This is a genomic window from Paracoccus sp. SJTW-4, from assembly GCF_047716885.1.
Taxonomy (GTDB): domain Bacteria; phylum Pseudomonadota; class Alphaproteobacteria; order Rhodobacterales; family Rhodobacteraceae; genus Paracoccus; species Paracoccus solventivorans.
The window spans coordinates 1999462-2023792 of the sequence record NZ_CP136681.1; the positions used below are offsets into that span (position 1 = coordinate 1999462).

A 24331-nucleotide genomic window follows, 5' to 3' on the forward strand; every position below is an offset into this window, starting at 1 on the left:
GCGCGGCACGCGGATCACCGCGGCGCCGCCGCGCGGGCCAGCCGGTCGTTGATCGCCAGCCCCAGCCCCTGCGCCGGGATCGGGGCCACCGCGATCGGCAGGCCGCGGCGGTCGGCCGCGCGCAGCGTGTCGAACAGCCGCGCGGCGGCCTCGGCCAGATCGCCCGAGGCCGACAGCGTCAGGTCGCCCGCCACCGGGCCGAAACCGATCAGCGTCTCGCCCGCCCGCGCCGTCTGCGCGCCCAGCCGGACCGGCGCCGCGGGGGCGTAGTGGCTGAGCAGCTGGCCCGGCGAATCGGGCTTATCCCCGCCCACTGCGGCGCGGGCCAGGGGGTGGCCCAGCACCGATTCCACAGCCTCGGCCGCGATGCCGCCGGGGCGCAGCAGCACTGCCGCCCCGTCCCGCCAGCCGATGATGGTCGATTCGACCCCGACCGGGCAGGCGCCGCCGTCCAGCACCGCGGCGATGCGCCCCGCCAGCCCGCCCTCGGGGTCCAGCACATGCGCCGCCGTGGTCGGGCTGATCCGCCCCGAGGCGTTGGCCGAGGGCATCGCCAGCGCCAGCCCCGAGTCCCGCAGCACCGCCTGCGCCAGCTTATGCGCCGGCACCCGCAGCCCGACGCTGTCCAGCCCTGCCGTCACGATCCCGGCGATGCCGGCATCCGCACGCAGCGGCACCACCAGCGTCAGCGGCCCGGGCCAGAAGGCGCGGGCCAGCGTCTCGGCCTCGCCCTCCAGCCGGCCGATCCGAGCGGCGGCCGCCATATCGGCGCAATGCACGATCAGCGGGTTGAAGGACGGCCGCCCCTTGGCCTGATAGATCCGCGCCACCGCCGCCCCGTCGCGGGCATTGGCGGCCAGCCCATAGACCGTTTCCGTCGGCAGGGCGACGGTCCCGCCCTCGGCCAGCAGCCGGGCGGCGCGGGCGATGCCCGAGGCATCAGGACGCAGGGTCAGGGTGGAAACTGCGGGCATCTTGTCTCTTTGCGGGGTTGCGGCGGGCCGACGGGACATTAGGGTTGCGGCCGGAAAACGGACATACGCGCATGAGGCCGGATTGCAACGCCCTGCGCAGCACATAAGGGAACGCCCATGGCCTATCGCGCGCCGGTCGAAGACATCGCCTTTATCCTGGACTCCGTGGTCCCGCTGGCCGGGATTGCCGCGACCGAGCGCTTTGCCGAAGCCACCCCCGAGACGGTTTCCGCCATCCTGACCGAGGCCGGGCGGCTGGCGACCGAGGTGCTGGCGCCGCTGAACCGCAACGGTGACCTGACCCCGGCGCGGCTGGAAAACGGCGCGGTGCGCTCGTCCCCCGGCTTCGACACCGGCTTTGCGGCGCTGGCCGAGGGCGGCTGGATCGGGCTGTCGGCCGACCCCGAATACGGCGGCGCCGGGCTGCCGCAGACGCTGAACGTGGCCGTGGCCGAGATGTTCGCCGGCGCCTGCCTGTCGCTGCAGCTGAACCCGCTGCTGACCCAGGGCCAGATCGAGGCGCTGCAGCACCACGCCAGCGACGAGCTGCGCGCGCTCTATCTGCCCAAGCTGATCTCGGGCGAATGGAACGGCACCATGAACCTGACCGAGCCGCAGGCGGGTTCCGACGTGGGCGCGCTGACCACGCGGGCGGAACGGGCCGACGACGGCACCTATCGCATCACCGGGCAGAAGATCTTCATCACCTGGGGCGACAGCGACGTGAACGAGAACACCTGCCACGCGGTGCTGGCGCGCCTGCCCGACGGGGGCCAGGGCACCCGCGGCATCAGCCTGTTCATGGTCCCGAAATACCTGCCCGACGACAACGGCAAGCCGGGGGTGGCCAACAGCCTCAAGGTGGTGTCGCTGGAACACAAGATGGGGATCCACGGCTCGCCCACCTGCGTGATGAGCTATGAGGGCGCCAAGGGCTGGCTGATCGGCCAGGAACACAAGGGCATGGCCGCCATGTTCACCATGATGAACGCGGCGCGGCTGGCGGTGGGGATGCAGGGCGTCGCCGTGGCCGAGGCCGCGTTGCAGCAGGCCGCCGCCTATGCGGCCGAACGCGCGCAGATGGGCGCGATCATCACCCACCCCGACGTGCGCCGGATGCTGGCGGTGTCGCGGGCCGAGGTGTTCGCCGCCCGCGCCATCGGCCTGGCCTGCGCGCAGGCGCTGGATCTGGCAGCGGCGACGGGCGAGGACGGCTGGACCGCCCGCGCCGCCTTCCTGACCCCGATCGCCAAGGCCTACGGCACCGATGTCGGCTGCCGCGTCGCCGACACCGGCGTGCAGGTCCACGGCGGCATGGGCTTCATCGAGGAAACCGGCGCCGCGCAATATCTGCGCGACGTGCGCATCACCCCGATCTACGAAGGCACCAACGGCATCCAGGCCATCGACCTGGTGCTGCGCAAGATGATGGACGGGGGCGAGATGGCATTCGCCCTGATCGACGAGGTTCTGGCCGGGGCCGATGCGGCGCAGGAAACGCTCCCCGACCTGGCCGCGCCGCTGCGCGAGGCCGCGCAGGCACTGCGGGCGGCGACCGAATCGCTGCTGGCGTCCTCGCAGCCCGACCGGCTGGCCGGGGCGACGCCGTATCTGGCCGCCTTCGCCCGGGTGCTGGGCGCGCATTTCCACCTGATCGCCGCGCAAAAGGGCGCCGGCGCGCGCGCGGCGCTGGCCCGCATCTATGTCACCCGCATCCTGCCCCGGAACGCCGGCGACCTGGCCGAGGCGAGCGCCGGCATCGACCAGCTGGCCACGATCCCCGACGACGCCTTCGGGCTGGGCGCATGACCTCGGGCGCCCGCACGGCCGAGGGCGTGCGCCATCCCTGGCCCGAGCCCCCGCCCGAGGGGCAGGCCACGCAGGTGGCCGAGGGCGTGCTGTGGATGCGCCTGCCGCTGCCGATGCGGCTGGACCACGTCAACGTCTATGCGCTGCGGGACGAGGACGGCTGGACGGTGGTCGACACCGGCTTCGACACCGGCCGCGGGCGCGAGATCTGGGGGCGGCTGCTGGCCGGGCCGCTGGCCGGCGCGCCGGTGGTGCGGGTGCTGGCCACCCACCAGCACCCCGACCATATCGGGCTTGCCGGCTGGTTCGTCGCGCGCGGCGCCGAGCTGTGGACCAGCCGCACCGCCTGGCTGTTCGCGCGGATGCTGGCGCTGGACGCGCAGGACCGCGCGACCGCGGAACAGATCGCCTTCTGGCGCCGCGCCGGGATGGACCCCGACCGGCTGGCGCAGCGCGCCTCCGAACGGCCGTGGAACACCGCCGACGTGGTCCACCCGCTGCCACTGGGGTTCCGCCGGGTGCGCGAGGGCGAGACCCTGCACCTCGGCGGCCGCCGCTGGCTGGTGGCCATGGGCGAGGGGCATTCGGCCGAACACATCACCCTGTGGTCGCAGGACGACGATCTGGTGATCGGCGGCGATCAGCTGCTGCCGGGGATCTCGCCCAACCTCGGGGTCTATCCGACCGAGCCGGGGGCGAACCCGGTGCAGGACTGGCTGGACAGCTGCGCCCGGCTGGCGGCGCTGGCCCGGCCCGGGCAGCTGGTGCTGCCCGGCCACAAGCTGCCCTTCACCGGCCTGCCCCTGCGGCTGGCGCAGCTGGCGGACAACCACGAATCGGCCCTGCGCCGCATCGCGCAGGCGCTGGCGGATCAGCCCCGCACCGCGGTCGGCTGTTTCGACGTGCTGTTTTCCCGCCGCATCGGGGACGCCGAATACGGCCTCGCGCTGGTCGAGGCGGTGGCGCATCTGAACGCGCTCGCCGCTCGCGGGATTGTGCGGCAGGCCGGCCACGACGCCCACGGCGCCGTGCTGTGGAGGGCGTGACAGCGCGCGCGGATTGGGCTAGCCATGGGCGCGACAGGACAAAAAGCCGCAGGGGACCGACCGCAGATGGCCACGACGCATGATTCCACCCATACCGCCGCCGCGCATGTGCCGGGCACGATGGACGCCACCGCCCAGGAGCGGACCTTCGTCGGCTTCGTCCGCTTCATGGCCTGGGCGGGCGGGCTGTCCATCGCGGTGCTGATCTTCCTGGCGCTGGCCAACGCCTGACGCCCCTTCGCCGGACCGGCCTCTCGACACCATCACACCAACCGCCGCCCCGCCCCCCCGGGCTGGCGACCGCAAGGAATTGCCTGACATGCTGATGCAACGGCGCGCATTTCTGGTGCTGGGCGCGACCGCCGCGGTCGCTGCCTGCGCCGAACGCAAATGGGACGACGAAAGGGCGCTGAACGGCGCGCGCTATGTCTCGAACGAGCCGCCGTCGATCACCCTGTTCACCGTCATCGGGATTCCGCGGGGCGAGGGCGGGCATTCCGCGCTGATGGTCAACGGCAGCCAGCGGGTGATCTACGATCCGGCCGGCAGCTGGGAACACCCGCGCATCCCCGAACGCAACGACGTGCTTTACGGGATCACCGACAACTTCAAGCGCTTCTACATCGACTACCACGCGCGCGAGACCTACTGGGTGGCCGAGGACACGGTGTTCGTCCGTCCCGAGATCGCCGAGGCCGCGATCCGCGCGGTCGAGGCGCAGGGTGCCTCGCCGAAATCCTTCTGCGCGGTGAACACCGGCAAGGCGCTGTCCCGCGTCCCGGGGTTCGAGGGCGCGCCGACCGGATTCAGCCCGCTCAAGCTGCGCAACTGGTTCCTGACCCTGCCCGGCGTGCAGTCGAAGCGCCACCAGGACGGCGATCCCGACAACAACCACGACGTGCTGCTGCGCCAGAAGGACGGCTCGATCGAGGGCTACCAGAACGGCCGCCTGATCCGCACCGCCGCGCAGTAAGCCGCGCTGCGCAACCTCCTGCGGGCCGGGGCGCGCCCGAAGATGCCTGCCCCCGATCTTCTGTCCAGAAATATCCCGCGGGATCGTCGTAGACGACGATGGGGGCGCGCAGCCCCCCGCTTGTCTCAGCTCAGCCAGAAGCCTGCGGTCAGCACCACCCCGCCGACGATGATCGCCCACAGCGTGCTGCGGGTCAGCAGCCCGGCCGCCACCGTCGCCGCGGCCGCGGCCAGCCGCATCGGGTCGGGGTTGCCGCCGGTCGCCGGCGGCCAGATCACCAGCGGCGCGACCAGCGCCGGCAGCACCGCCACCGCGGTGTAGCGCAGCCAGCGCCCGGCCCATTCCGGCACCGGCCGGCGGCCTGCCGCGCCCAGGAACGACCAGCGCAGCAGGAAGGTGCCGACCCCCAGCGCCAGGATCACGAACCAGATCGCGGCGTCCGAATATCCGCTCACTCCGCGCGCCCCTCATCGAGCTGCCGGGCGGCGGCGCGGCGGGCCTGCCGCCCCTCGAACCAGGCACCGGCGGCCATGCCCATGGCGCCGGCCACCAGCACCCCGGTGCCCGAGGGCATCCCCGACAGAACCAGCGCCACCACCACCGACACCGCCGCCGCCACCACATGGGCCACGGTGCGCAGCATCGGCGCGATCAGCGCCAGAAAGGTGATCGGCACCGCGAAATCCAGCGGCCACTCTGCCGGGATCATCTTGCCGGCGGTGGCGCCGACCCAGGTGAACAGCACCCACGGCAGGCACAGCACCGGCGACAGGCCGAACAGATAGCCCACCCGCTCGGCCATGGTCATCCGCGGCTCGCGCTCGAATCGCTGCACGGCCATGCCGTAGCTCTGGTCGATCAGCACAAAGGCGATCACCGCCCGCTGCCAGCCCGGCGCCCGCCCCAGCCATGGGGTGAGCGAGGCGGAATACATCGCCATCCGCAGGTTGATCGCCAGCGACGACAGCAACACCACGATCACCGGGGCGTGCTCGCTCATCAGCTGCACGGCGCTGAACTGCGAGGCCCCGGCCAGCACCAGCACGGAAAACCCCATCACCTGCAGGATATCCAGCCCCGCCGCCGTCGCCACCACCCCGAACAGGATCGCGAACGGCGCCAGCACCAGCAGGAACGGAAAGGCGTGCAGGAACCCCATCCGCGCCGCCCGCCACATCGCGGCGTCGCCGTCCGGCGCCGGACCCGGTTCCGCCGGTCCGCTCCCCGCCATCAGCCGAACATCCCCGTCACCTGCGCCAGCAGCGCGAAACCGCGGCCCGAGCGGGTGTCGGACAGCGCCACCAGCGCCTCGTCGGACAGCTCGGCGGCGATCCTTGTCAGGGTGCGGTCATATTGCCGCAGGAAATGGTGGGCGGCGTCGCGGAACACCTCGTCCGTGCGCATCAGCCCGGCGGCGATCTCGGCGGCGGTGTCGTCGCCGCTGGCCAGCGCCGCCAGCGCCGACCCGCGCTCACCCTCGAGGAACCGCCGCCACAGCGGCGCCGACAGCGCGGCGCGGTCCAGGTCGTCGGCATAGATCCCGTGCTGCGCAAGCAGCGTCACCACATCCTGCGCGGCGCGGATGGTGCGGGCGGCCTCGGGGTCGGCCAGCGAGGCCCGCAGCGCCGCGATGGCGCGATGGTCGTCGGGCCCGTCGGGAAAGTTCAGGGCCGCGATCAGTTCTTCAGGCGCGACCTCGACCGGGGCGGGCTGCTCGAGCGGCAGGTCGCCCTGCCGCGTCTCGGGCTGCGCCCGCGCGGGGCGCGGGGTTACGGCCGAGGGAGTGCGGGGCGGCGGCGGCGGGGCGCCCGGATCACGCCCGGGCGGCATCGCCGCGCGCGCGGTCTGGGCCGAATCGCCGCCCCCGTCGCCCGGGGCGCCGCGCATCAGGTCCAACTGCGCGCGCAGCAGCACCGATTCGCGCTTCAGCTCGGCAACGGCCCCGGCCAGCGCCACCGCCAGCCAGATCAGCGCCAACGGCAGCAGCACCCCCGCCAGCGACAGCAGCCGCGCCAGCCCGGACAATGGCGCGCCCTCGGGGCCGAACAGCCAGAACAGCGCCACCAGCAGCAGCCATGCCGCCGTGACGGCCGCGCCCACGACCACGGCGCGGTCGCGGCCGGCGGTCAGCCGGTGCAGCCATCCGCTCAGCTCATTCATAACGGATCGACAGGATCTCGTAGCTTTTCTGCCCGCCGGGGGTGACGACATCGACGCTGTCGCCCTCGTCCTTGCCGATCAGCGCCCGGGCCAGCGGCGAGCGCACGTTCAGCAGCCCGCGTTCCAGGTCGGCCTCTTGCTCGCCGACCAGCATATAGGTCTTTTCCTCGTCGGTGTCCTCGTCCACCAGCGTGACCTTGGCGCCGAACTTGACGCTGCCCGACAGTTTCGCGGTGTCGATCACCTCGGCGCGAGAGATGATCATCTCCAGCTCCTTGATCCGGCCCTCGATGAAGGACTGCTTTTCGCGGGCCGAGTGGTATTCGGCGTTCTCCGACAGGTCGCCGTGCTCGCGCGCCTCGGCGATGGCGCGGATCACCGCGGGCCGGTCCTCGGTCTTGAGCGCGCGCAGCTCGGCGTCGAGCTGGTCGAACCCCGCGCGGGTCATCGGTATCTTTTCCATCCGGTCCTCGTGTAGAAACGCCCCCGGCCTTGGGCAAGGGGCGTCAGGCTGGGGGCGTCGTCGTTTCGCGGCATCGTGGCGAAGCCGCGTTTTGCAGCATCGTGGCGCAGCCACCGGGCCAACGCAAGCGCCCAACAGCACGCATTGGCTGCTTCCTGCCTGTGCAATATCAATTGTCTCGACCGACGATCCCCCCTATGTCGGAACCGATTCCCAGCCGAAAGACGCCACAGGAGGACGAAACCATGACCACGATCGAACGCGAATCGATGGAATTCGATGTCGTGATCGTCGGTGCGGGGCCCGCCGGCCTGTCGGCCGCGATCCGGCTGAAGCAGATCGACCCCGATCTGAACGTGGTGGTGCTGGAAAAGGGATCCGAGGTCGGCGCCCATATCCTGTCGGGCGCGGTGCTGGACCCCTGCGGGCTGAACGCGCTGCTTCCCGACTGGAAGGAACGCGGCGCCCCGATCCGCACCGAGGTGAAATCCGACAGCTTCGTCATGCTGGGGCCGGCGGGGTCGATCCGCATCCCGAACTGGCCGATGCCGAAGCTGATGTCGAACCACGGCAACTACATCGTCAGCATGGGCAATGTCTGCCGCTGGCTGGCCGAGCAGGCCGAGGCGCTGGGCGTGGAAATCTTCCCCGGCATGGCCGCCTCGGAACTGGTGATGGACGGCGACCGCGTGGCCGGCGTCGTCGCCGGCGAGATGGGCAAGGAAGCCGACGGCACCCCCGGCCCGAACTATGAGCCGGGGATGGAGCTGCGCGGCAAATACGTCTTCATCGCCGAAGGGGTGCGCGGCAGCCTCGCCCGCCAGCTGATCGAGGGCCGCGGCCTGTCCCAGGGCCACGAGCCGCAGAAATTCGGCATCGGCATGAAGGAAATCTGGGACATCGACCCGGCCAAGCACAAGGAAGGCACCGTCATCCACACGATGGGCTGGCCGCTGGGCAAGAACGCGGGCGGCGGTTCCTTCATCTATCACGCCGAGAACAACCAGGTGCTGATCGGCTTCGTGGTTCATCTGAACTACGAAAACCCGCATCTCTACCCCTATATGGAGTTCCAGCGCTTCAAGCATCACCCGATGGTGGCCGAGCTGCTCGAGGGCGGCAAGCGCGTGGCCTATGGGGCGCGGGCGATTTCCGAGGGCGGCTGGCAGTCGATCCCGAAACTGACCGTGCCGGGGGCGGTGCTGCTGGGCTGTTCGGCCGGGCTGGTCAACGTGCCGCGCATCAAGGGCAACCACAACGCCATGCTGTCGGGCATTGCCGCGGCCGAGGCGGCCGCTGCCGCCATCGCCGCCGGGCGCGAGGGCGACGAGCTGGTGGAATACGAGGCCGATGTGCGCTCGGGCCCCATCGCCCGCGACCTCAAGCGGGTGCGCAACGTCAAGCCGGCGTGGTCGCGCACCGGCATGATCGGCTCGCTGATGCTGGGCGGCATCGACATGTGGGGGGCCAGCCTGTTCGGCGGTAACATCCTGGGCAGCTGGAAACACGGCAAGACCGACGCCGCCGCCACCGGCAAGGCCGCCAAGTTCAAGCCGATCGACTATCCGCGCCCGGACGGGAAACTGTCCTTCGACCGGCTGACCAACGTCGCGTTTTCCTTTACCAACCACGAGGAAAGCCAGCCTTCGCACCTGAAGCTGAAAGATCCCTCGGTCCCGATCCGGGTGAACCTGCCCGAATATGCGGAACCGGCGCAGCGCTACTGCCCGGCCGGGGTCTACGAGGTGGTCGAGGACGCCAGCGTCCCCGAGGGCGCGCGCTTCGTCATCAACTTCCAGAACTGCGTGCACTGCAAGACCTGCGACATCAAGGACCCGACGCAGAACATCGTCTGGACCACGCCGCAGGGCGGCGACGGCCCCAACTACCCGAACATGTGAGGCGGCAGATCGCCGCCCGCGCCCGCGCGGCGTTGCCGCCGGGCGCATCCGCGTTTAGGGTCGCGCCGCAGGTCATCTCTTGATGCGGGGCGTTGCCGTTCGATGAATCCATCCCTGATCCTGGCGCTTGTCGCCGCGCTTGGCCCGGCCCTTCCGACGGCTGCCGGCGCGCATCGGTTGCAGGCTCAGGCCGTGACGGCAGAGAGTGCGACGCCGCCGTTCCCGGTGCTGGGGCAGCGGGTCTCGCAGGCGACCGACGGCACCTATCCGGGGCTCGACCTGCGCATGGTCACCGAACCGGCGCCGGTTCCCGGCCAGGCCGGCGCCTATCTGGCCGCGCGCCAGGCCGCCGCCGAAAACGATTTTGCCGCCGCCGCGCAATATTTCAGCCAGGCAGTCGAAGCCGACCCGGCCGACGAGTTCCTGCAGGACGGCGCCATCGTGTCGCTGGTCTCGGCCGGGATGGTCGATCAGGCGGTGGCGCTGGCCGACCGCATCGAAGCCGCGGGCGGCGGCACCGAGCTGTCGGCGCTGCTGCGCCGCGTCGATCGCGCCCGGGCCGAGGACTGGCCCGCGGTGCTGCAGATGCTGGACAGCATGCCCTCGGACCCCAGCGCGGGGGGACCACTGCTCGACGGGCTGTTCCGCGCCTGGGCGCTGATGGGCGCGGGCCGCGCCAGCGATGCCTTTGCGCTGCTGGAAAAGATGGGCAACGAACCCGGCGCCGGCGGCATGGCGCATTTCCAGCTGGCGCTCGCCAAGGCCAGCGTCGGCGATTACGAGGGCGCGGCCCTGCTGCTGGAAGACCCGGTGGCCTCGACCCATCTGCAGGGACTGACCGCGCGGGTGCAGGTGCTGTCGCAGCTGGAACACAACGACCAGGCGCTGGCGCTGTTCGAGCCGCTGGACCGGATCGAGGACGAACCGCAGCTGGCGGCGCTGCGCGACCGGCTGGCGGCCGGGGACCGCGTGCCCTTCGACGTGGTGACCAATGCGCGCGAGGGGCTGGCGCAGGTGCTGGTCACCTTTGGCGGCGCGCTGATGGGCGGGCAGGAAACCGATCCGCTGGCGCTGCTGTATGCGCGGCTGGCGCAGTATCTGGACCCCGACGAGCCCGACGCGCGGCTGCTGTCGGCGCAGCTTCTGATGAACGCCGGACAGTTCGACCTGGCCGAGCGCGATTACGAGGCGCTGCGCGCCGCCGGGCAGATGCGCCCGGTGTCGGAGCTGGCGCGTATCGACACGCTGGCCCGCGCCGACCGGCTGGAGGCCGCCGAGGCCGCCGCCCGCGCGCTGACTGCCGATTACCCGCAGCTGGCGCAGGGCTGGGTCTCGCTGGGCGACGTGCTGCGCCAGCGCGACCGCTTTGCCGAGGCCGTGCCCGTCTATGACCGCGCGCTGGAGATCCTGCAGGCGCAGGAGGACCCGCAGGCCAGCTGGTTCGCGCTTTACGCGCGCGGCATCTCCAGGGAACGCTCGGGCGATTACGACGGCGCCGACGCCGATTTCCAGGCGGCGCTGCAGCTGCAGCCCGACCAGGCGCCGATCCTGAACTACCTCGGCTATTCGTGGGTCGACCGCAACATCCGGCTGGACGAGGCGCTGCGGCTGATCGAGCGCGCGGTCGAGCTGCGCCCGGACGACGGCTATATCCTCGATTCGCTGGCCTGGGCCTATTATCGGCTGGGCCGTTATGCCGACGCGGTGGCGCCGATGGAGCGCGCGGTCACCGTGATGTCCGAGGACAGCCTGGTCAACGACCACATGGGCGACATCTACTGGATGGTCGGCCGCAAGCGCGAGGCCGAGATCCAGTGGCACCGGGCGCAAAGCCTCTACAAGCCCGAGGACACCGACACCGATCTGCCCCGCATCCGCGCCAAGCTGCATGTCGGGCTGGACGCGGTGCTGAAGGCCGAGGCCGAGAACGGCGGCACCCTGCCCGAGGGCTTCGGCCTGCCGCCCGAACCCGCACCGCAGCCGGAGAGCGAGAACGGCGACGCGGCCGAGGACGAGGCCCAGCCCTGACGCCCCCGGCCTGCGATGACGTGACGCGGCAGGACTCCGCCCCCGTGCTGGCCCCCGCCAAGATCAACCTGGCGCTGCATGTCACCGGGCGGCGGGCGGACGGCTATCACCTGCTTGATTCGCTGGTCGTGTTCACCGCGCTGGGGGATCGCGTGCAGGTCACGCCGGCGGTGGAGACCTCGTTGACCGTGACTGGCCCGTTTGCCGATGCGGTGCCGCCCGGGGCCGACAATTTGTGCCTGCGCGCGCTGGATGCGGTGGGCGCGCGGGCGCTTGTGGTGCTGGATAAGCAGCTGCCCCCGGCCTCCGGCATCGGCGGCGGCACGGCGGATGCGGCGGCGGTGCTGCGCGCGCTTGGCCGCAGCCCTGCCCGCCCCGAGGCGCTTGGCGCCGACCTGCCCGCCTGCCTGCTGTCGCGTCCGCTGCGGATGCGCGGCGTGGGCGAGCTGATCCAGCCGCTGGCGCTGCCCGTGCTGCATCTGGTGTTGGTCAATCCCCGCGTGGAAACCCCGACCCCGGCGGTGTTCGCCGCGCTGGACCGCCGCGACGGCAGCCCGCTGCCCGAGCCTGTGCCTGCCGCCGATGCGCCTGCGCTGCTGCGCTGGCTGGCCCACACCCGCAACGACTTGCAGCCCCCGGCGCTGGCGCTGCGCCCGGTGATCGGCGACTGCCTGGCGGCGCTGGCGGCACAGGGGGCGCAGTTCGCGCGCATGTCCGGCTCTGGCGCGACCTGTTTCGGGGTGTTCCCGGACGTATCGGCAGCGCAGGCGGCGGCGCGGGCGATCCGTGCCGCCAGCCCCGGCTGGTGGGTGCAGGCGACCGCCACCCTGCCGGGACTATCCCCCGCCGACGCCGCCGGATAGACTTGCGCGCAATGTCCTTGATCCGGGGGGAACCATGCTGCGGCTTGGCGTGAACATCGACCATGTGGCTACGGTGCGCAATGCGCGCGGCACCCCCTGGCCCGACCCGCTGCGGGCAGCAGAGATCGCGCAGGACGCTGGCGCCGACGGCATCACCGCCCATCTGCGCGAGGATCGCCGCCACATCACCGACGACGACATCGCCCGGCTGGCCGAGACCCTGCGGGTGCCGCTGAACTTCGAGATGGCGGCGACCGCGGAAATGCAGGCCATCGCCCTGCGCCACCGCCCCCACGCCGTCTGCATCGTCCCCGAAAAGCGCGAAGAGCGCACGACCGAGGGCGGGCTGGATATCCTGGCCGACGAATCGCGGCTGCGCGACTTCATCGCGCCGCTGGTGGACGCCGGTTGCCGGGTGTCGATGTTCATCGGCCACGACCCCCGCCAGATCGAAGCCGCCGCCCGCATCGGCGCGGCCGTGGTGGAACTGCACACCGGCGCCTATTGCGATCTCGACACCGAGGGCCGCACCGCCGAGCGCGACACCGAACTGGCCGGGCTGGCGGCGGGCGCGCGGCTGGCGGCCTCGCTGGGGCTCGAGGTACACGCGGGCCACGGACTGACCTATGACACCGTCGGCCCGATCGCCGCGCTGCCCGAGCTGCGGGAACTGAACATCGGGCATTTCCTGATCTCCGAGGCGATCTTTACCGGGCTTGGCCCCGTGATCCGCAAGATGCGGGCGCGGATGGACGCGGCGCGCGGGGTGGCGGGGTGACCGCGCCCCGGCAGGGCCGACCGTGCTGAGGCTGCTGCGTCGCCTGCGCCGGACGGCGGCGGTGGTGCTGGGGCTGCTGGGCGGCATCTGGTCCGTCCTGATGATGCTGCTGATGGCGGGATCTCTGGCGCTGAGCGTGGCGATGACCATGGTCCCGGCGGTATTCTCGGCCGTCGCGGGGGTGGTGGAATCGGTCACCGGGGTGCGCTCGCTCGCGACCCGGCAGGCCGACGACCTGGCCCGGCTGGAACGCCGCGCCGCCCGGCTTTCGGGCGAGCTTGCCGACAGCCGCGCCGCACAGGCCCGGCTGGCCCGCGAATTGCGCGACAGCCCCGTCACCTATCGCGGGAAACGCATCGCCGCGCGCGAGGCCGTCAAGGACACCGCCGAGCGGGTGGCGCGGCGCACCACCTTTGCCACCTCACGCAACCTCGCCAGCATGGCCGGAGAGGCGCTGCCGATGATCGGCGTCGGCGTGATCGTCGCCGCCACCGCGTGGGAGCTGTCGGACGCCTGCGCGCTGATGGGCGAGATGCGAGAGTTGGACGCCGCCTTCAACCCGAACGATCCGGTGACCGACGACGAGATCTGCGGGATGAAGCCTCCGACAAGGGCCGAACTTTGGGCCAGCATCAAGGCCAGCCCCGGCGCCGCCTGGGACACGGCGCGGGGGATGTACGACAGCCTGCCCGAGGTCTCGTTCTCGGGGACCTACGCCAGCACCGTCGCCTATCTCGCCGGCCGCTGGGACGCGGTGTTCGGCGACGACCCCGACCCGGCCGAGGCGCTGCCATGATCCTCGGCATCGGCACCGACCTGTGCAACATCGACCGCATTGCCGGAGTGCTGGACCGCCACGGCGACCGCTTCCGCAACCGCGTCTTTACCGAAACCGAGCTTTCCCGCGCCGCCCGCCGCCCGCATGAGCCCGCCACGCTGGCGAAACGCTGGGCCGCGAAAGAGGCGTGCAGCAAGGCTCTGGGGACCGGGCTTTCCATGGGCATCGCCTGGCGCGACATGGCGGTGGCGAACCTGCGCTCGGGCCAGCCGGTGATGAGCCTGACCGGCTGGGCGGCCGAGCGGCTGGCGGCGATGACGCCCCCCGGCCATCGCGCCCATATCCACGTCACCCTGACCGACGACCACCCCTGGGCGCAGGCCTTCGTGGTGATCGAGGCGGTGCCGGAATCCGCCCCCCTGCCGCCGGCATTGCCGACATTGCTGGCCGAACGGGCAGGGTCGGGGCGCGGTGGCGCTTGACTTCGCCCCTGTCCCGCCCCCAAGAACCCGCATCCTGCCTTTGACGAGAGATACCATGGCCCGCATGAAAACCGCGCAGAAGGACGGCGGCATCTGGGAAACGGTCAAGACCGTGTTCTGGGCGCTGGTCATCGCGGGCATCTTCCGCACCCTGTTCTTCCAGCCGTTCTGGATCCCCTCCGGCTCGATGAAGGACACGCTGCTGATCGGCGACTTCCTGTTCGTCAACAAGATGGCCTATGGCTATTCGCGCTATTCCTGCCCCTTTGCGCTGTGCCCGATTCCGGGGCGGATCATGGGGTCCGAACCCGAACGCGGCGACGTGGTGGTGTTCCGCCACCCCACCCGCGACGTCGATTTCATCAAGCGGGTGATCGGGCTGCCGGGCGACACCGTGCAGATGCAGGGCGGCCAGCTGATCCTGAACGGGCAGCCGGTGCCGCAGACCCCGAACGGCGTGTTCACGGAACCCAAGCTGCCGCAGGGCCCGGCGCGATCCATGCCGCGCTGCGCCAACGAACCCGTGGCCGAAGGCGGCGCCTGCGAAAAGCCCCGCTTCACCGAGGAACTGCCCGGCGGGCGCAGCCACGACGTACTGAACATCCTCGACAACTGGCCGCTGGACGACACGCCGGTGTTCACCGTCCCCGAGGGCACCTATTTCTTCATGGGCGACAACCGCGACAACTCCGAGGACAGCCGCGTGCCCGCCATCGCCGGCGGCCTCGGCTTCGTGCCCGCGGAATACCTGATCGGCCGCGCCGACCGGGTGATGTTCTCGGCCGCCGGGACGTCGCTGCTGTATTTCTGGACGTGGCGGCCCGACCGCTTCTTCCATGCGGTGCGCTGAGGTGGCGGGGTGAAGCTCTCGGCCGAGCTTGCCGCGTTTTCCGCCCGGCTGGGGCATGATTTCGCGGACCCCTCGCTGCTGGTGCGGGCGCTGACCCACGGCAGCCTGTCCTCGGCCACCCGTCCCGACAACCAGCGGCTGGAGTTCCTGGGCGACCGGGTGCTGGGGCTGACCATCGCCGACGCGCTGCTGGCCCATGACCGCCACGCGACCGAAGGGCAGCTGGCCCCGCGCCTGAACGCGCTGGTGCGCGGCGAGACCTGCGCCCAGATCGCGCGCGAGATCGGGCTGGGCGAGGTGATGAAGCTGGGCCGGTCCGAGATGATGACCGGCGGCCGCCGCAAGGAGGCGCTGCTGGGCGACGCGATGGAGGCGGTGATCGCCGCCGTCTATCTGGACGCGGGGTTCGAGGCCGCGCGCGCGGTGATCCTGCGCCTGTGGGGCAAGCGGCTGGACTCGGCCGAGGCCGCGGCCTTCAACCCCAAGACCGCGCTGCAGGAATGGGCGCAGGCGCAGGGGATGGGGCCGCCCGGCTACCGCGTCGCGGAACGCTCGGGGCCCGACCACGCGCCCAGCTTCCGCATCGTGGTGCGGCTGGACGACGGGCGCGAGGCCGAGGCCAGCGGCACCGGCACCAAGCGCAACATCGAACAGGCCGCCGCAAGCGCGATGCTGGCCCAGATCGGGGAAATCCCATGACCGATATTCCGACCGACACCCAGCCCGAGATCCCCACCCGCGCCGGCTTCGTAGCGCTGATCGGGGAACCCAACGCCGGGAAATCGACGCTGCTGAACCGGATGGTGGGGGCGCGGGTCTCGATCGTGACCCACAAGGTCCAGACTACCCGCGCCCGCATCCGCGGCATCGCCATGCACGGGCCCGCGCAGGTGGTGTTCGTGGACACGCCCGGCATTTTCCGCCCCCGCCGGCGGCTGGACCGCAGCATGGTCGCGGCGGCCTGGGGCGGCGCCGCCGACGCCGACATCATCGTGCTGCTGATCGAGGCGCATCGCGGGCTGACCGACGGCGTGCAGGAAATCCTCGACAACCTGCGGGAAAGATCCTCGGGCCGGCCAGTGGCGTTGGCGATCAACAAGATCGACCGGGTCAAGGCCGAAACCCTGCTGGCGCTGTCGCAGCGCATGAACGAGGCGTTCCCGTTCGAGCGCACCTTCATGATCTCGGCCGAACGCGGGCACGGCACGGGCGACCTGATGGACTGGCTGGCGCAGACCCTACCCGAGGGGCCGTGGCTCTACCCCGAGGACCAGATCGCCGACCTGCCGATGCGGATGATCGCGGCCGAGATCACCCGCGAAAAACTGACCCTGCGCCTGCACGAGGAAATCCCCTATCAGCTGACCGTGGAAACCGAGCACTGGCAGGAACGCGACGACGGCAGCGCCCGCATCGACCAGGTGATCTATGTCAGCCGCCCCGGCCACAAGGGCATCGTGCTGGGCAAGGGCGGCGAGACGATCAAGGGCGTCAGCCGCGCCGCGCGCGAGGAAATCGCCGAGTTCATGGGCCGCCCCGTGCATCTGTTCCTGCGCGTGGCCCTGCGCGAGAACTGGCTGGACGAGGCGGAACGCTTCCGCGAGATGGGCCTCGACTTCCGCGACGGCGACGGCTGATGCAGCCGCGGCTGGCGGCGGGGCTGCGGGTGGCGGCGCTCTTGCGGCGGATGGACCTGGCGGGACGCGGCGCCTATGTGGTCCACCGCGGCGACGATACCGCGGGCGCGATCTGCCTGACCGTGCTGCGCCCCGATGGCCGCGCCGAGCTGTGGGGGCAGGATTACGACCCGATGACCGACGCCCGCGTCTGGGCATTGCAGGCCGAAGGCACCCCCCGCGACATCGACGCCGCCGCCGCCCGCCGCCGCGCCACCGACCCCGACCTGTGGGTGATCGAACTGGAACTGCCCGAGGGCGAGGCCGTCGCCGGGCTGGCCGACTGAAGGAAGGGGCTTCGCCCCCGCGCTGCGCGCTCCCCCAGGGTATTTCAGCCAGGAAGAAGCGCGAATTTCTTCCTGATCCAAATACCCATGATTCCCGCGACGCTTGCACTTGCCGTCGGTCCGGGGAACAGTCCCGCGCAAATGAGTTTTCGCTTCGTCCATGCCGCCGACATCCATCTGGACAGCCCGCTGCGCTCGCTGGCGCTGCGGGCGCCGCAGGTGGCCGAGCTGATCGGCACCGCCACGCGGCAGGCTTTCGTCAACATCATCGACCTGTGCCTGGCCGAGCGGGTGGATGCGCTGCTGCTGGCCGGCGATCTTTACGACGGCGACCAGACCTCGATGACCACGGCGCGGTTCCTGGCCGCGCAGCTGGGGCGGCTGGATCAGGCCGGCATCGCGGTCCACATCATCCGCGGCAATCACGACGCGCTGTCGCGGATCACGCGCGAGCTGGTGCTGCCCGAGCTCGTGCATGTCTATGGCGACCGGCCCGAGGCGATTGCCCTGCCCCGTCCGCAAGGCGCTGTTCCGGTGATCCTGCACGGGCTGAGCTTTCGCGACCACCGGGCCGAGGTCTCGCGGCTGGGGGATTATCACCCCCCGGCCCCGGATGCGGTGAATATCGGGCTGATGCACACCAGCCTCGGCGGCGCGGCCGGGCATGATCCCTATGCGCCGGTTTCGCCCGTCGATCTGGGGCGCTGGGGGTTCGATTACTGGGCGCTGGGGCATATCCACAAGCCCTCGCGGCAGCTGGCCGGGCGGGCGCAGATCGTCATGCCCGGCATCCCGCAGGGCCGCGACATCGGCGAAGCCGGGCCGCGCGGGGTGGTGCTGGTGACGATCTCGCCCCGCGGTGGCATGGTGGTCGAGGACCGGCTGACCAGCGTCGCCGAGTTCGCCGAACTGCGCGTCGATGCCTCGGGGGTGACGGAATGGCCCGCTCTGGTCGCCCGGCTGCGCGCGGCACTGGAGGATGCGCGCGCAGCCGCCCGCTCGCCGCATCTGGTGGCGCGGGTGGTGCTGGTGGGGGCGACGCCGCTGGCCTGGCGGATCCGGCGCGACCTCGACCTGCTGCGGGCCGAGGCCGAGGCGGCGGCCGAGGCCACCGGGCAGGTCTGGATCGAGAAGCTTTCCAGCCTGTGCACGCTCGACAGCGCGGACGAGGCTGCGCCCGACGGCGCGCCGCTGCCCGAACTGGGGCGGCTGATCGCGGCCGAGGTTCTGGGCAGCGCGGACTTCACCGCCGAGTTGCGCACCGCCGCCGAGGATCTGCTGCGCCTGCTGCCCGCAGAACTGCGCGGCAGTTTCGGCGCGGACCCCGCCGCGCTGGACGACACTTTGGCCGAACTGGCGCGCGAGGGGGCCGAGGATGTGCTGGCGCGTCTTGCAGGTTCCGGCCACGGCGACGGGGCGGCGTGATGCGGCTGATGCGGCTGGACCTGACCCGCTATGGCGGCTTTACCGACCGGGTGCTGGAGTTTGGCCCCTCTGCCCCCGGTGAACCCGACCTGCATATCGTCCACGGCCCCAACGAGGCCGGCAAATCCACCCTGCTGAACGCCTGGCTGGACCTGCTGTTCGGGATCGGGCGCACCACCAGCTTCAATTTCCTGCACCCCTATCCGGCCTTGCAGATCGGGGCGCTGCTGGACCTGCCGGGCGGGGCGCGAGAGCTGCGCCGGGTCAAGAAGGACCGCGATTCGCTTTGCGATGCAGACGGCCGCCCGGTTCCGGAAACCCTGCTGCACGGCGCCATGGGCGGCATCGACCGCAGCGCCTGCGCCGACATGTTCGCGCTGGACGCGGTGACCATGGAACGGGGCGGCGATTCGATCCTGTCCAGCCAGGGCGATCTGGGGCAGCTGCTGTTTTCCGCCAGCGCCGGACTGGCCGAGCTGGGCCAGCAGCTGGAGCGGCTGCGCGAGGGCGCGGACGGTTTCCACCGCAAGGGCGGGCGCAAGACCGTGCTGCGCGAGCATCTGGCCGCGCTCGAGGCGCTGACGGCAGAGCGCCGGGGGCTGGACGTGCTCGCCTCGGATTATCGGGCGCGGCGAGAGGCGCTGGGGCTGGCGCGCGCCGCGCATGACGAGGCCACCGGGACATTGTCCCGCGCCGCCGCCGCCCGCGATGCCGCCAAGGCGGCGCTGGATGCGCGGCCCTGGCTGGCGGAATGGGGGGCGGTCACGACCGAGCTGGCGCCGCTGGATGGGCTGCCCGATGCGGTGCCGGGCTGGGATCAGGCGGTGCCGCGGCTGATCGAGGAAGAGCTGCGCCTGCGCACCGAGGCTGCGGTCAATGCGCAGGCGCTGGCAAGGATCGCCGATGAACTGGCGGCGCTGACCCCCGACCCCACCGCGCTGGCGCTGGCCGACGACCCCGCGTTCGACGAGGAATTGCGCGCCCGTTTCCTTGCCGCGCGCGACGACCTGCCGCGGCGGCTGGCCGAGCTGGCGCAGGCCGAGGCCGCCGCCGCCGCCCTCGCCGCCCGCATCGCCGAGGGCGCCGACCCCGCGACGCTGCGGATCGAGCCGGCGGCGCTGGAACGCTTGGCGGAACTGGCGACCGCGCATGAGGGGCTGGCCGCGCATCTCGCCTCGGCGCGGGCCGAGGTCGAGGCGCGGGCTGATGAACTCGCCGCTGCCGGCGGGCCGCTGGAGGACGAGGGCGCCGAGGACCGCGCCATCGCCGATCTGCGCGCCGCCATGGCGCCGCTGCACCGCGCCGACCTGGCGCTGCGCCGCGATCAGGCCGCCGCCGCGCTGGCCGACGCGGTCGCGCGCCGCGATGCCGCGCTGGCGCGGCTGACGCCGTGGCAGGGCGATGCGGATGGCTTGCGCGCGCTCGCCGTTCCCTCGGCCGAGCGGCTGGCCGGGTGGCAGGCGCGGCTGGAGGCAGCCACCGCCGCCCGCGACACCGCCGCCCGCATCGCAGCCGAGCGCGCGGACGATCTGCGCCGCCGCCGCGCCGAACGCGATGCGCTGGCCGACAGCATCGGCCCCGCCGACCCGGCCCGCGCCGAGGCGCTGCGCGCGGAACGCGATGCGGCCTGGACCCGGCATCTGGCAGCGCTGGACCGCGACTCGGCTGACGCCTTCCACGCCGCGATGCAGGCGCATGACCTCGCGCTGACGGCCCAGATCGACCGCGCCGCCGAGATCGGCCGGCTTTACGCCGCACGCGCCGATGCGGGCGCGGCCGAGCGGCTGGCCAAGGCGGCGGCCGAGGCGCTGGCGGCGGCGGACTCCGCCCTGACCGATCTGCGCGCCGATCTGGCCGCGCAGGTGGGTGCGATCCTGCCCGGCAGCGACCCCTTGGAGCCGCTGGCCGAGCTGCCCGGCTGGCTGTCGCGCCGCGACCGCGCGCTGGACCTGGCGGATGAGGCCGACACCGCCCGCCGCCAGTCCGACCGCGCCGAGACCGAGGCCGCTCAGGCGCAGGCGGCGCTGGCAGCGGCGCTGCAAAGCTTGACCCAGCCAGCCACCGGCGACCTGCGCCAGCTGGCCGGTGCGGCCGAGCGCCTGCTGGACCGCGCCGGCGCAGAAAGCGCGCGCCGGGCCGAACGCCTGCGCCTGACCCGTGAACTTGCCGCCCGCCGGCGGGCCGAGGCTGCGCGACAGCGCACCCTGGACGATTGGGAACAGGCGCTGGCGCGGGCCTGCGGCGGCAGTTTCCTGGCGGACGCGCTGCCCGATGCCGGACGGCTGCGGGCGCTGATCCCGCTGCTGCGCGAGCTTGGCGCGGCGCTGTCGCGCGCCGAGGAACTGCGCCACCGCACCGGCGCCATGCAGGCAGACCAGGCCGCGTTCGCAGCCGCCGTCGACCGGCTGGGCGACGCGCTGTCGCTGCCTCCGGGCGAGCCGCTGCCCCGCCATGCCGCCGCAGTTACCCGGCTGGCCGAGGCGCGCCGCATCGCGGCCTCCCGCGCCCGGCTGGACAAGGACCGCCTCGCCGCCGAGGCCACCAGTGACGCGCTGCGCCAGCGCCGCGCTCGGCTAAAGGTCGAGGCGGCGACGATCCTGCCGCATCTGGGCGCCGCCGATCTGGCGCAGGCACAGGCAGCGCTGGCCCGCATCGCCCGCCGCGACGAGCTGCGCCAGCGGGCCGCGTGGCTGTCGGCGCAGATCCGCACCGCGCTCGGCACCGCCAGCGTCGAGGACGCCGCCGCGCAGCTGGAACCCGCCTCGACCGACAGCCTGCGCGAGGCAATGGCCCGCGCCGAAAGCGACTGCGCCGAGGCCGAGGCGCGGCTGGAACCCGCCCGGCAGGCGCTCTACCGCGCGCAGGCGGCGCTGGACGATGTGCCCGGCGACGACCGCGTGGCGCTGATCGAGGCCCGCCGCCGCGCCCTGCTGCTGCAGATCGAGGATGAATCGCGCCGCTGGCTGCGCGGCCGCGCCGGCGTGATCGCCACCGATCACGCGCTGCGCAGCTATCGCGACCGCCACCGCAGCGGGATGCTGGCCCGCGCCTCGGACGTGTTCGCCGCGATCACCGGCGGCGCCTATTCCGGCCTGACCGCCCAGCCCGGCAACGGCACCGAGCGGCTGATCGCGCTGACCGCCCAGGGCGGCTCGAAAGAGCCGGCGATGATGTCCAAGGGCACCCGGTTCCAGCTGTACCTGGCGCTGCGCATCGCCGGGTTCCACGAATGGACCACAGCGCACGGACCAGTGCCGGTGATCGCCGACGACATCATGGAAACCTTCGACGACGCCCGCAGCGCCCGCGCGCTGATGGCACTGGCCGAGGTCTCGCGCCACTGTCAGGTCATCTATCTGACCCACCACCGCCATATCTGCGACCTTGCGCGCGAACACTGCCCCGGGGCGCGGATCCTGCCACTCTAACCCGCCGACAGCGCCGCGCGGCCAGGGCTCACCCGCCACCCCGGTGACGTGGTGACGCGGTGACGTGGTGACGTGGTGACGTGGTGACGTGGTGACGATTTCAGAACCGAGACTGAGGGCGCTGGTCAACCGCGTGGCGCTGTCCACGGGAGTGATCCCAAATGCCACTTCGGACCGCGGCGCTGATACGGGACCCGACATGACGGGGATGTCGGAGGCTAGTTCCGCCTATCGCTCGAGCGGCGGGCCGGGGCCGGTCCGGCAGGCGGGGCTGTGCAGCGGCATTGGCGGCGGCCTGCGGCCGAGTGTCTGGAACAGGCTGCTGCTGGCAACGACGGCAGCCCCGACCAGGGTCCACAGCCCCGGGATGCTTCCGACGACGATCCAGGTGGCGGCGGTCGACCAGATCAGCCCCGTATAGGTGAACGGCGCCAGTGAGGCGGCCGGAGCCTGGCGATAGGCCAGCGATCCCAGGCCGATGCCAAAGCTGGAACACAAGGCCGCACCGATGAAAAGCAGCAGATCTCCGGGCTGCAGGGGCGTCCAGCGCCCGACCGTGACGGGGGCGATCAGGATGGCCGCAAAGGCCGCGCCATAGAAGCTGACGGTCCACAGATTGTCCTGTGGGGGCAACCAGCGCGCGGTCAGCGAAATCGTGGCATAGAGGAAGGCTGCCGCCAGAATCAGCAGCGAGGCCGGCTTGAACTCCATGGCGCCGGGCTGCATGGCGATGACCACCCCCGTAAAGCTCACCAGCACGCCGATCCAGGTCTTCCACCCCACTTTTTCCTTGAAGATCAGCACAGAGGCACCGGTGATGATGAAGGGCGAGGCAAAGACGATCACCGCCGCCTCTGCCACGCTGAGGGTCTCAAGCCCGCGAATATACAGCCATGCTGCCAGCAGCCCGAGCGCGCCCCGGATCGCATGAAGCAACCCGGCAGTTGACCAGCGCACACGACTGCGACCCAGCACGATGGCCATCACGACCAGCAGCGGCAGCGCCACCATGCTGCGGATGAAGATGATGATGGTGACATCGTAGCGAACGATCAGGAACTTGGTGATCGTGTCGTTCAGGGTAAAGCACAGGGATGCCAGACAGACCATCAGGATTGCGGCCCGGACCTTGCCATCGCGCACAGCCGGCGATTCGCAGTTGTCCGTGATGCGCGTCACTGCGTGGCCTCCGCGCCGCCGCAGTCGCGGGGACTTATGGGGAATCGCCTCTCTTCAAGCACCGCGCGCGACACGTAGCAGCCCTTTTGCCCGATCTGCCATAGGGGGAACCAAACACCGGATTGGACGGACGTTCAATACTCGCAGGGCGTCCAGAAAAAATACTGGACGTCCGTATAATTTTACTTGCCAGATATTTGCGAGGCGGTAAGTTGCTTTTGAAACAGTAGGGGGAGGCGACGGGTGAAGACTCGCGTGACCGAACTGCTCGGGGTGCGCTACCCGATCATTCAGGGCGGAATGCAGTGGGTGGGGCGGGCCGAATTGGCCTCGGCGGTATCCAATGCTGGTGGGCTGGGCATTCTGACCGCACTGACGCAGCCCACCCCCGAAGCCCTGCGCGCCGAGATTTCCCGCTGCCGCGGCCTGACGGACAAGCCATTCGGGGTCAATCTGACCATCCTGCCGGCCACCACCCCGCCCCCCTATGAGGAATACCTGGACGCCGCCCTCGATTCGGGCGTGCGGATCATCGAGACGGCGGGCAGAAGCCCCAAGGAATTCATCGCCAAGGCCAAGGACCACGGGGCGATCATCATTCACAAATGCACGGCAGTCCGCCACGCGCTCTCCGCGGAACGTGCGGGCGTCGACGCAATCTCGATCGATGGCTTCGAGGCTGCGGGTCACCCCGGCGAGGATGACGTCGGCGGGCTGGTGCTGTTTGCGGCGGCCGCCAAGGCGGTGAAAATTCCGCTCGTGGCCTCGGGCGGGATCGGCAATGGGCGGGGAATGGCCGCCGCGATGATGCTGGGCGCCGAAGGCGTCAACATGGGCACACGCTTTTGCGCCACCCGTGAAGCGCCGATCCACGACAATATCAAGCGCGCGTTGCTGACAGCGTCCGAGCGCGAAACGGATCTGATCTTCCGCAGCTTGCGTAACACCGGGCGAGTGTTGCGCAACCGGGTCTCGGCGGAAGTGGTCGGACTGGAGACCCGCGAGGGCGGCGCGACGTTCGAGGACATCCGGCCCCTGGTCGCAGGCGCACGCGGGCGCGAGGCGCTGATGAGCGGCGAGGTCGACGGCGGGCTGATCTGGGCCAGCCAAGCGGTGGGGCTGATCGACCATATTCCCACCTGCGCCGAGTTGCTGGAGCAGATGGTCCGGGAATGCCGTGAGGCGATGGTGGAGGGGCTGAAGACCTTCGACGCGTGATTGGAGGAGTCAT

At 71.3% G+C, this 24331-nt stretch carries 23 protein-coding genes; 17 read left to right on the forward strand and 6 right to left on the reverse strand.

Features of this window, described 5'->3' with window-relative positions; translation table 11 throughout:
• Positions 1-14: 14 nt before the first annotated feature.
• Positions 15-974 carry an L-threonylcarbamoyladenylate synthase gene (locus RSP45_RS09765; protein WP_415391778.1) on the reverse strand — a complete coding sequence of 320 codons (960 nt, stop codon included), beginning with the start codon at positions 972-974 and terminating at the stop codon, positions 15-17.
• 117 nt (positions 975-1091) lie between these two features.
• Between RSP45_RS09765 and RSP45_RS09770 the strand changes: the two genes are divergently transcribed.
• From RSP45_RS09770 to RSP45_RS09785, 4 genes are all read left to right on the forward strand, one after another.
• Positions 1092-2783, forward strand: coding sequence for an acyl-CoA dehydrogenase (locus RSP45_RS09770; protein ID WP_415391779.1), 1692 nt, complete (start codon positions 1092-1094; stop codon positions 2781-2783).
• Positions 2780-3829: an MBL fold metallo-hydrolase gene (locus tag RSP45_RS09775; RefSeq protein WP_415391780.1), complete on the forward strand. Its 1050-nt coding sequence runs from the start codon at positions 2780-2782 to the stop codon at positions 3827-3829. Before RSP45_RS09770 ends, RSP45_RS09775 begins: the two co-directional genes overlap by 4 nt.
• A 66-nt stretch (positions 3830-3895) precedes the next feature.
• Entirely contained in the window at positions 3896-4060 is a 165-nt protein-coding gene (locus RSP45_RS09780; RefSeq protein WP_073065493.1) for an aa3-type cytochrome c oxidase subunit IV, read from the forward strand.
• Positions 4061-4148: 88 nt separating this feature from the next.
• A complete protein-coding gene (locus RSP45_RS09785; RefSeq protein WP_234952025.1) occupies positions 4149-4802 on the forward strand; it encodes a hypothetical protein in 654 nt (217 codons plus the stop codon).
• 125 nt (positions 4803-4927) lie between these two features.
• On the opposite strand, the gene RSP45_RS09790 is transcribed toward RSP45_RS09785, so the two are convergent.
• From RSP45_RS09790 to greA, 4 genes are read right to left on the reverse strand one after another with little or no spacing between them, the layout of a single operon-like run.
• A complete protein-coding gene (locus RSP45_RS09790) occupies positions 4928-5257 on the reverse strand; it encodes an AzlD domain-containing protein (protein ID WP_415391781.1) in 330 nt (109 codons plus the stop codon).
• Positions 5254-5979, reverse strand: coding sequence for an AzlC family ABC transporter permease (locus RSP45_RS09795; protein WP_415394041.1), 726 nt, complete (start codon positions 5977-5979; stop codon positions 5254-5256). The genes RSP45_RS09790 and RSP45_RS09795 overlap by 4 nt, the downstream gene beginning before the upstream one ends.
• Before the next feature lie 53 nt (positions 5980-6032).
• Complete coding sequence (locus RSP45_RS09800; RefSeq protein WP_415391782.1) at positions 6033-6962, reverse strand: hypothetical protein; 930 nt, start codon at positions 6960-6962, stop codon at positions 6033-6035.
• Positions 6955-7425 carry a transcription elongation factor GreA gene (greA, locus tag RSP45_RS09805; protein WP_415391783.1) on the reverse strand — a complete coding sequence of 157 codons (471 nt, stop codon included), beginning with the start codon at positions 7423-7425 and terminating at the stop codon, positions 6955-6957. Before greA ends, RSP45_RS09800 begins: the two co-directional genes overlap by 8 nt.
• A gap of 245 nt (positions 7426-7670) precedes the next feature.
• On the opposite strand from greA, the gene RSP45_RS09810 reads away from it, so the two are divergent.
• The 12 genes from RSP45_RS09810 (at position 7671) to RSP45_RS09865 (ending at position 21921) form a co-directional block, all read left to right on the forward strand.
• Positions 7671-9326 carry a 4Fe-4S dicluster domain-containing protein gene (locus tag RSP45_RS09810; RefSeq protein ID WP_415391784.1) on the forward strand — a complete coding sequence of 552 codons (1656 nt, stop codon included), beginning with the start codon at positions 7671-7673 and terminating at the stop codon, positions 9324-9326.
• Between the two features lie 102 nt (positions 9327-9428).
• Positions 9429-11354 carry a tetratricopeptide repeat protein gene (locus RSP45_RS09815; protein WP_415391785.1) on the forward strand — a complete coding sequence of 642 codons (1926 nt, stop codon included), beginning with the start codon at positions 9429-9431 and terminating at the stop codon, positions 11352-11354.
• 20 nt (positions 11355-11374) lie between these two features.
• On the forward strand, positions 11375-12217 hold the full coding sequence (locus RSP45_RS09820) for a 4-(cytidine 5'-diphospho)-2-C-methyl-D-erythritol kinase (RefSeq protein WP_415391786.1): 843 nt from the start codon (positions 11375-11377) through the stop codon (positions 12215-12217).
• Between the two features lie 34 nt (positions 12218-12251).
• A complete protein-coding gene (locus tag RSP45_RS09825; protein ID WP_415391787.1) occupies positions 12252-12995 on the forward strand; it encodes a pyridoxine 5'-phosphate synthase in 744 nt (247 codons plus the stop codon).
• 22 nt (positions 12996-13017) lie between these two features.
• Complete coding sequence (locus tag RSP45_RS09830) at positions 13018-13791, forward strand: hypothetical protein (RefSeq protein ID WP_415391788.1); 774 nt, start codon at positions 13018-13020, stop codon at positions 13789-13791.
• The gene (gene acpS / locus RSP45_RS09835; protein WP_415391789.1) at positions 13788-14255 is read left to right on the forward strand and encodes a holo-ACP synthase; all 468 of its coding nucleotides are present in this window, start codon (positions 13788-13790) and stop codon (positions 14253-14255) included. Before RSP45_RS09830 ends, acpS begins: the two co-directional genes overlap by 4 nt.
• 55 nt (positions 14256-14310) lie before the next feature.
• Positions 14311-15105 carry a signal peptidase I gene (gene lepB, locus RSP45_RS09840; RefSeq protein WP_415391790.1) on the forward strand — a complete coding sequence of 265 codons (795 nt, stop codon included), beginning with the start codon at positions 14311-14313 and terminating at the stop codon, positions 15103-15105.
• 9 nt (positions 15106-15114) lie between these two features.
• Positions 15115-15804, forward strand: coding sequence for a ribonuclease III (gene rnc, locus RSP45_RS09845; protein WP_415391791.1), 690 nt, complete (start codon positions 15115-15117; stop codon positions 15802-15804).
• Entirely contained in the window at positions 15801-16742 is a 942-nt protein-coding gene (gene era, locus RSP45_RS09850; protein ID WP_415391792.1) for a GTPase Era, read from the forward strand. The genes rnc and era overlap by 4 nt, the downstream gene beginning before the upstream one ends.
• Positions 16742-17068 (forward strand): DUF1491 family protein, encoded by a 327-nt coding sequence (locus tag RSP45_RS09855; protein WP_324327605.1) that lies wholly within the window; start codon positions 16742-16744, stop codon positions 17066-17068. Before era ends, RSP45_RS09855 begins: the two co-directional genes overlap by 1 nt.
• A gap of 141 nt (positions 17069-17209) precedes the next feature.
• Complete coding sequence (locus tag RSP45_RS09860; RefSeq protein WP_415391793.1) at positions 17210-18493, forward strand: metallophosphoesterase family protein; 1284 nt, start codon at positions 17210-17212, stop codon at positions 18491-18493.
• A complete protein-coding gene (locus RSP45_RS09865) occupies positions 18493-21921 on the forward strand; it encodes an AAA family ATPase (protein WP_415394042.1) in 3429 nt (1142 codons plus the stop codon). Before RSP45_RS09860 ends, RSP45_RS09865 begins: the two co-directional genes overlap by 1 nt.
• A 228-nt stretch (positions 21922-22149) precedes the next feature.
• On the opposite strand, the gene RSP45_RS09870 is transcribed toward RSP45_RS09865, so the two are convergent.
• Positions 22150-23100, reverse strand: coding sequence for a DMT family transporter (locus RSP45_RS09870; RefSeq protein WP_415391794.1), 951 nt, complete (start codon positions 23098-23100; stop codon positions 22150-22152).
• A gap of 255 nt (positions 23101-23355) precedes the next feature.
• Here RSP45_RS09870 and RSP45_RS09875 point away from each other — a divergent pair, with 255 nt between their 5' ends.
• Positions 23356-24318, forward strand: coding sequence for an NAD(P)H-dependent flavin oxidoreductase (locus tag RSP45_RS09875; protein ID WP_415391795.1), 963 nt, complete (start codon positions 23356-23358; stop codon positions 24316-24318).
• Positions 24319-24331: the final 13 nt, after the last annotated feature.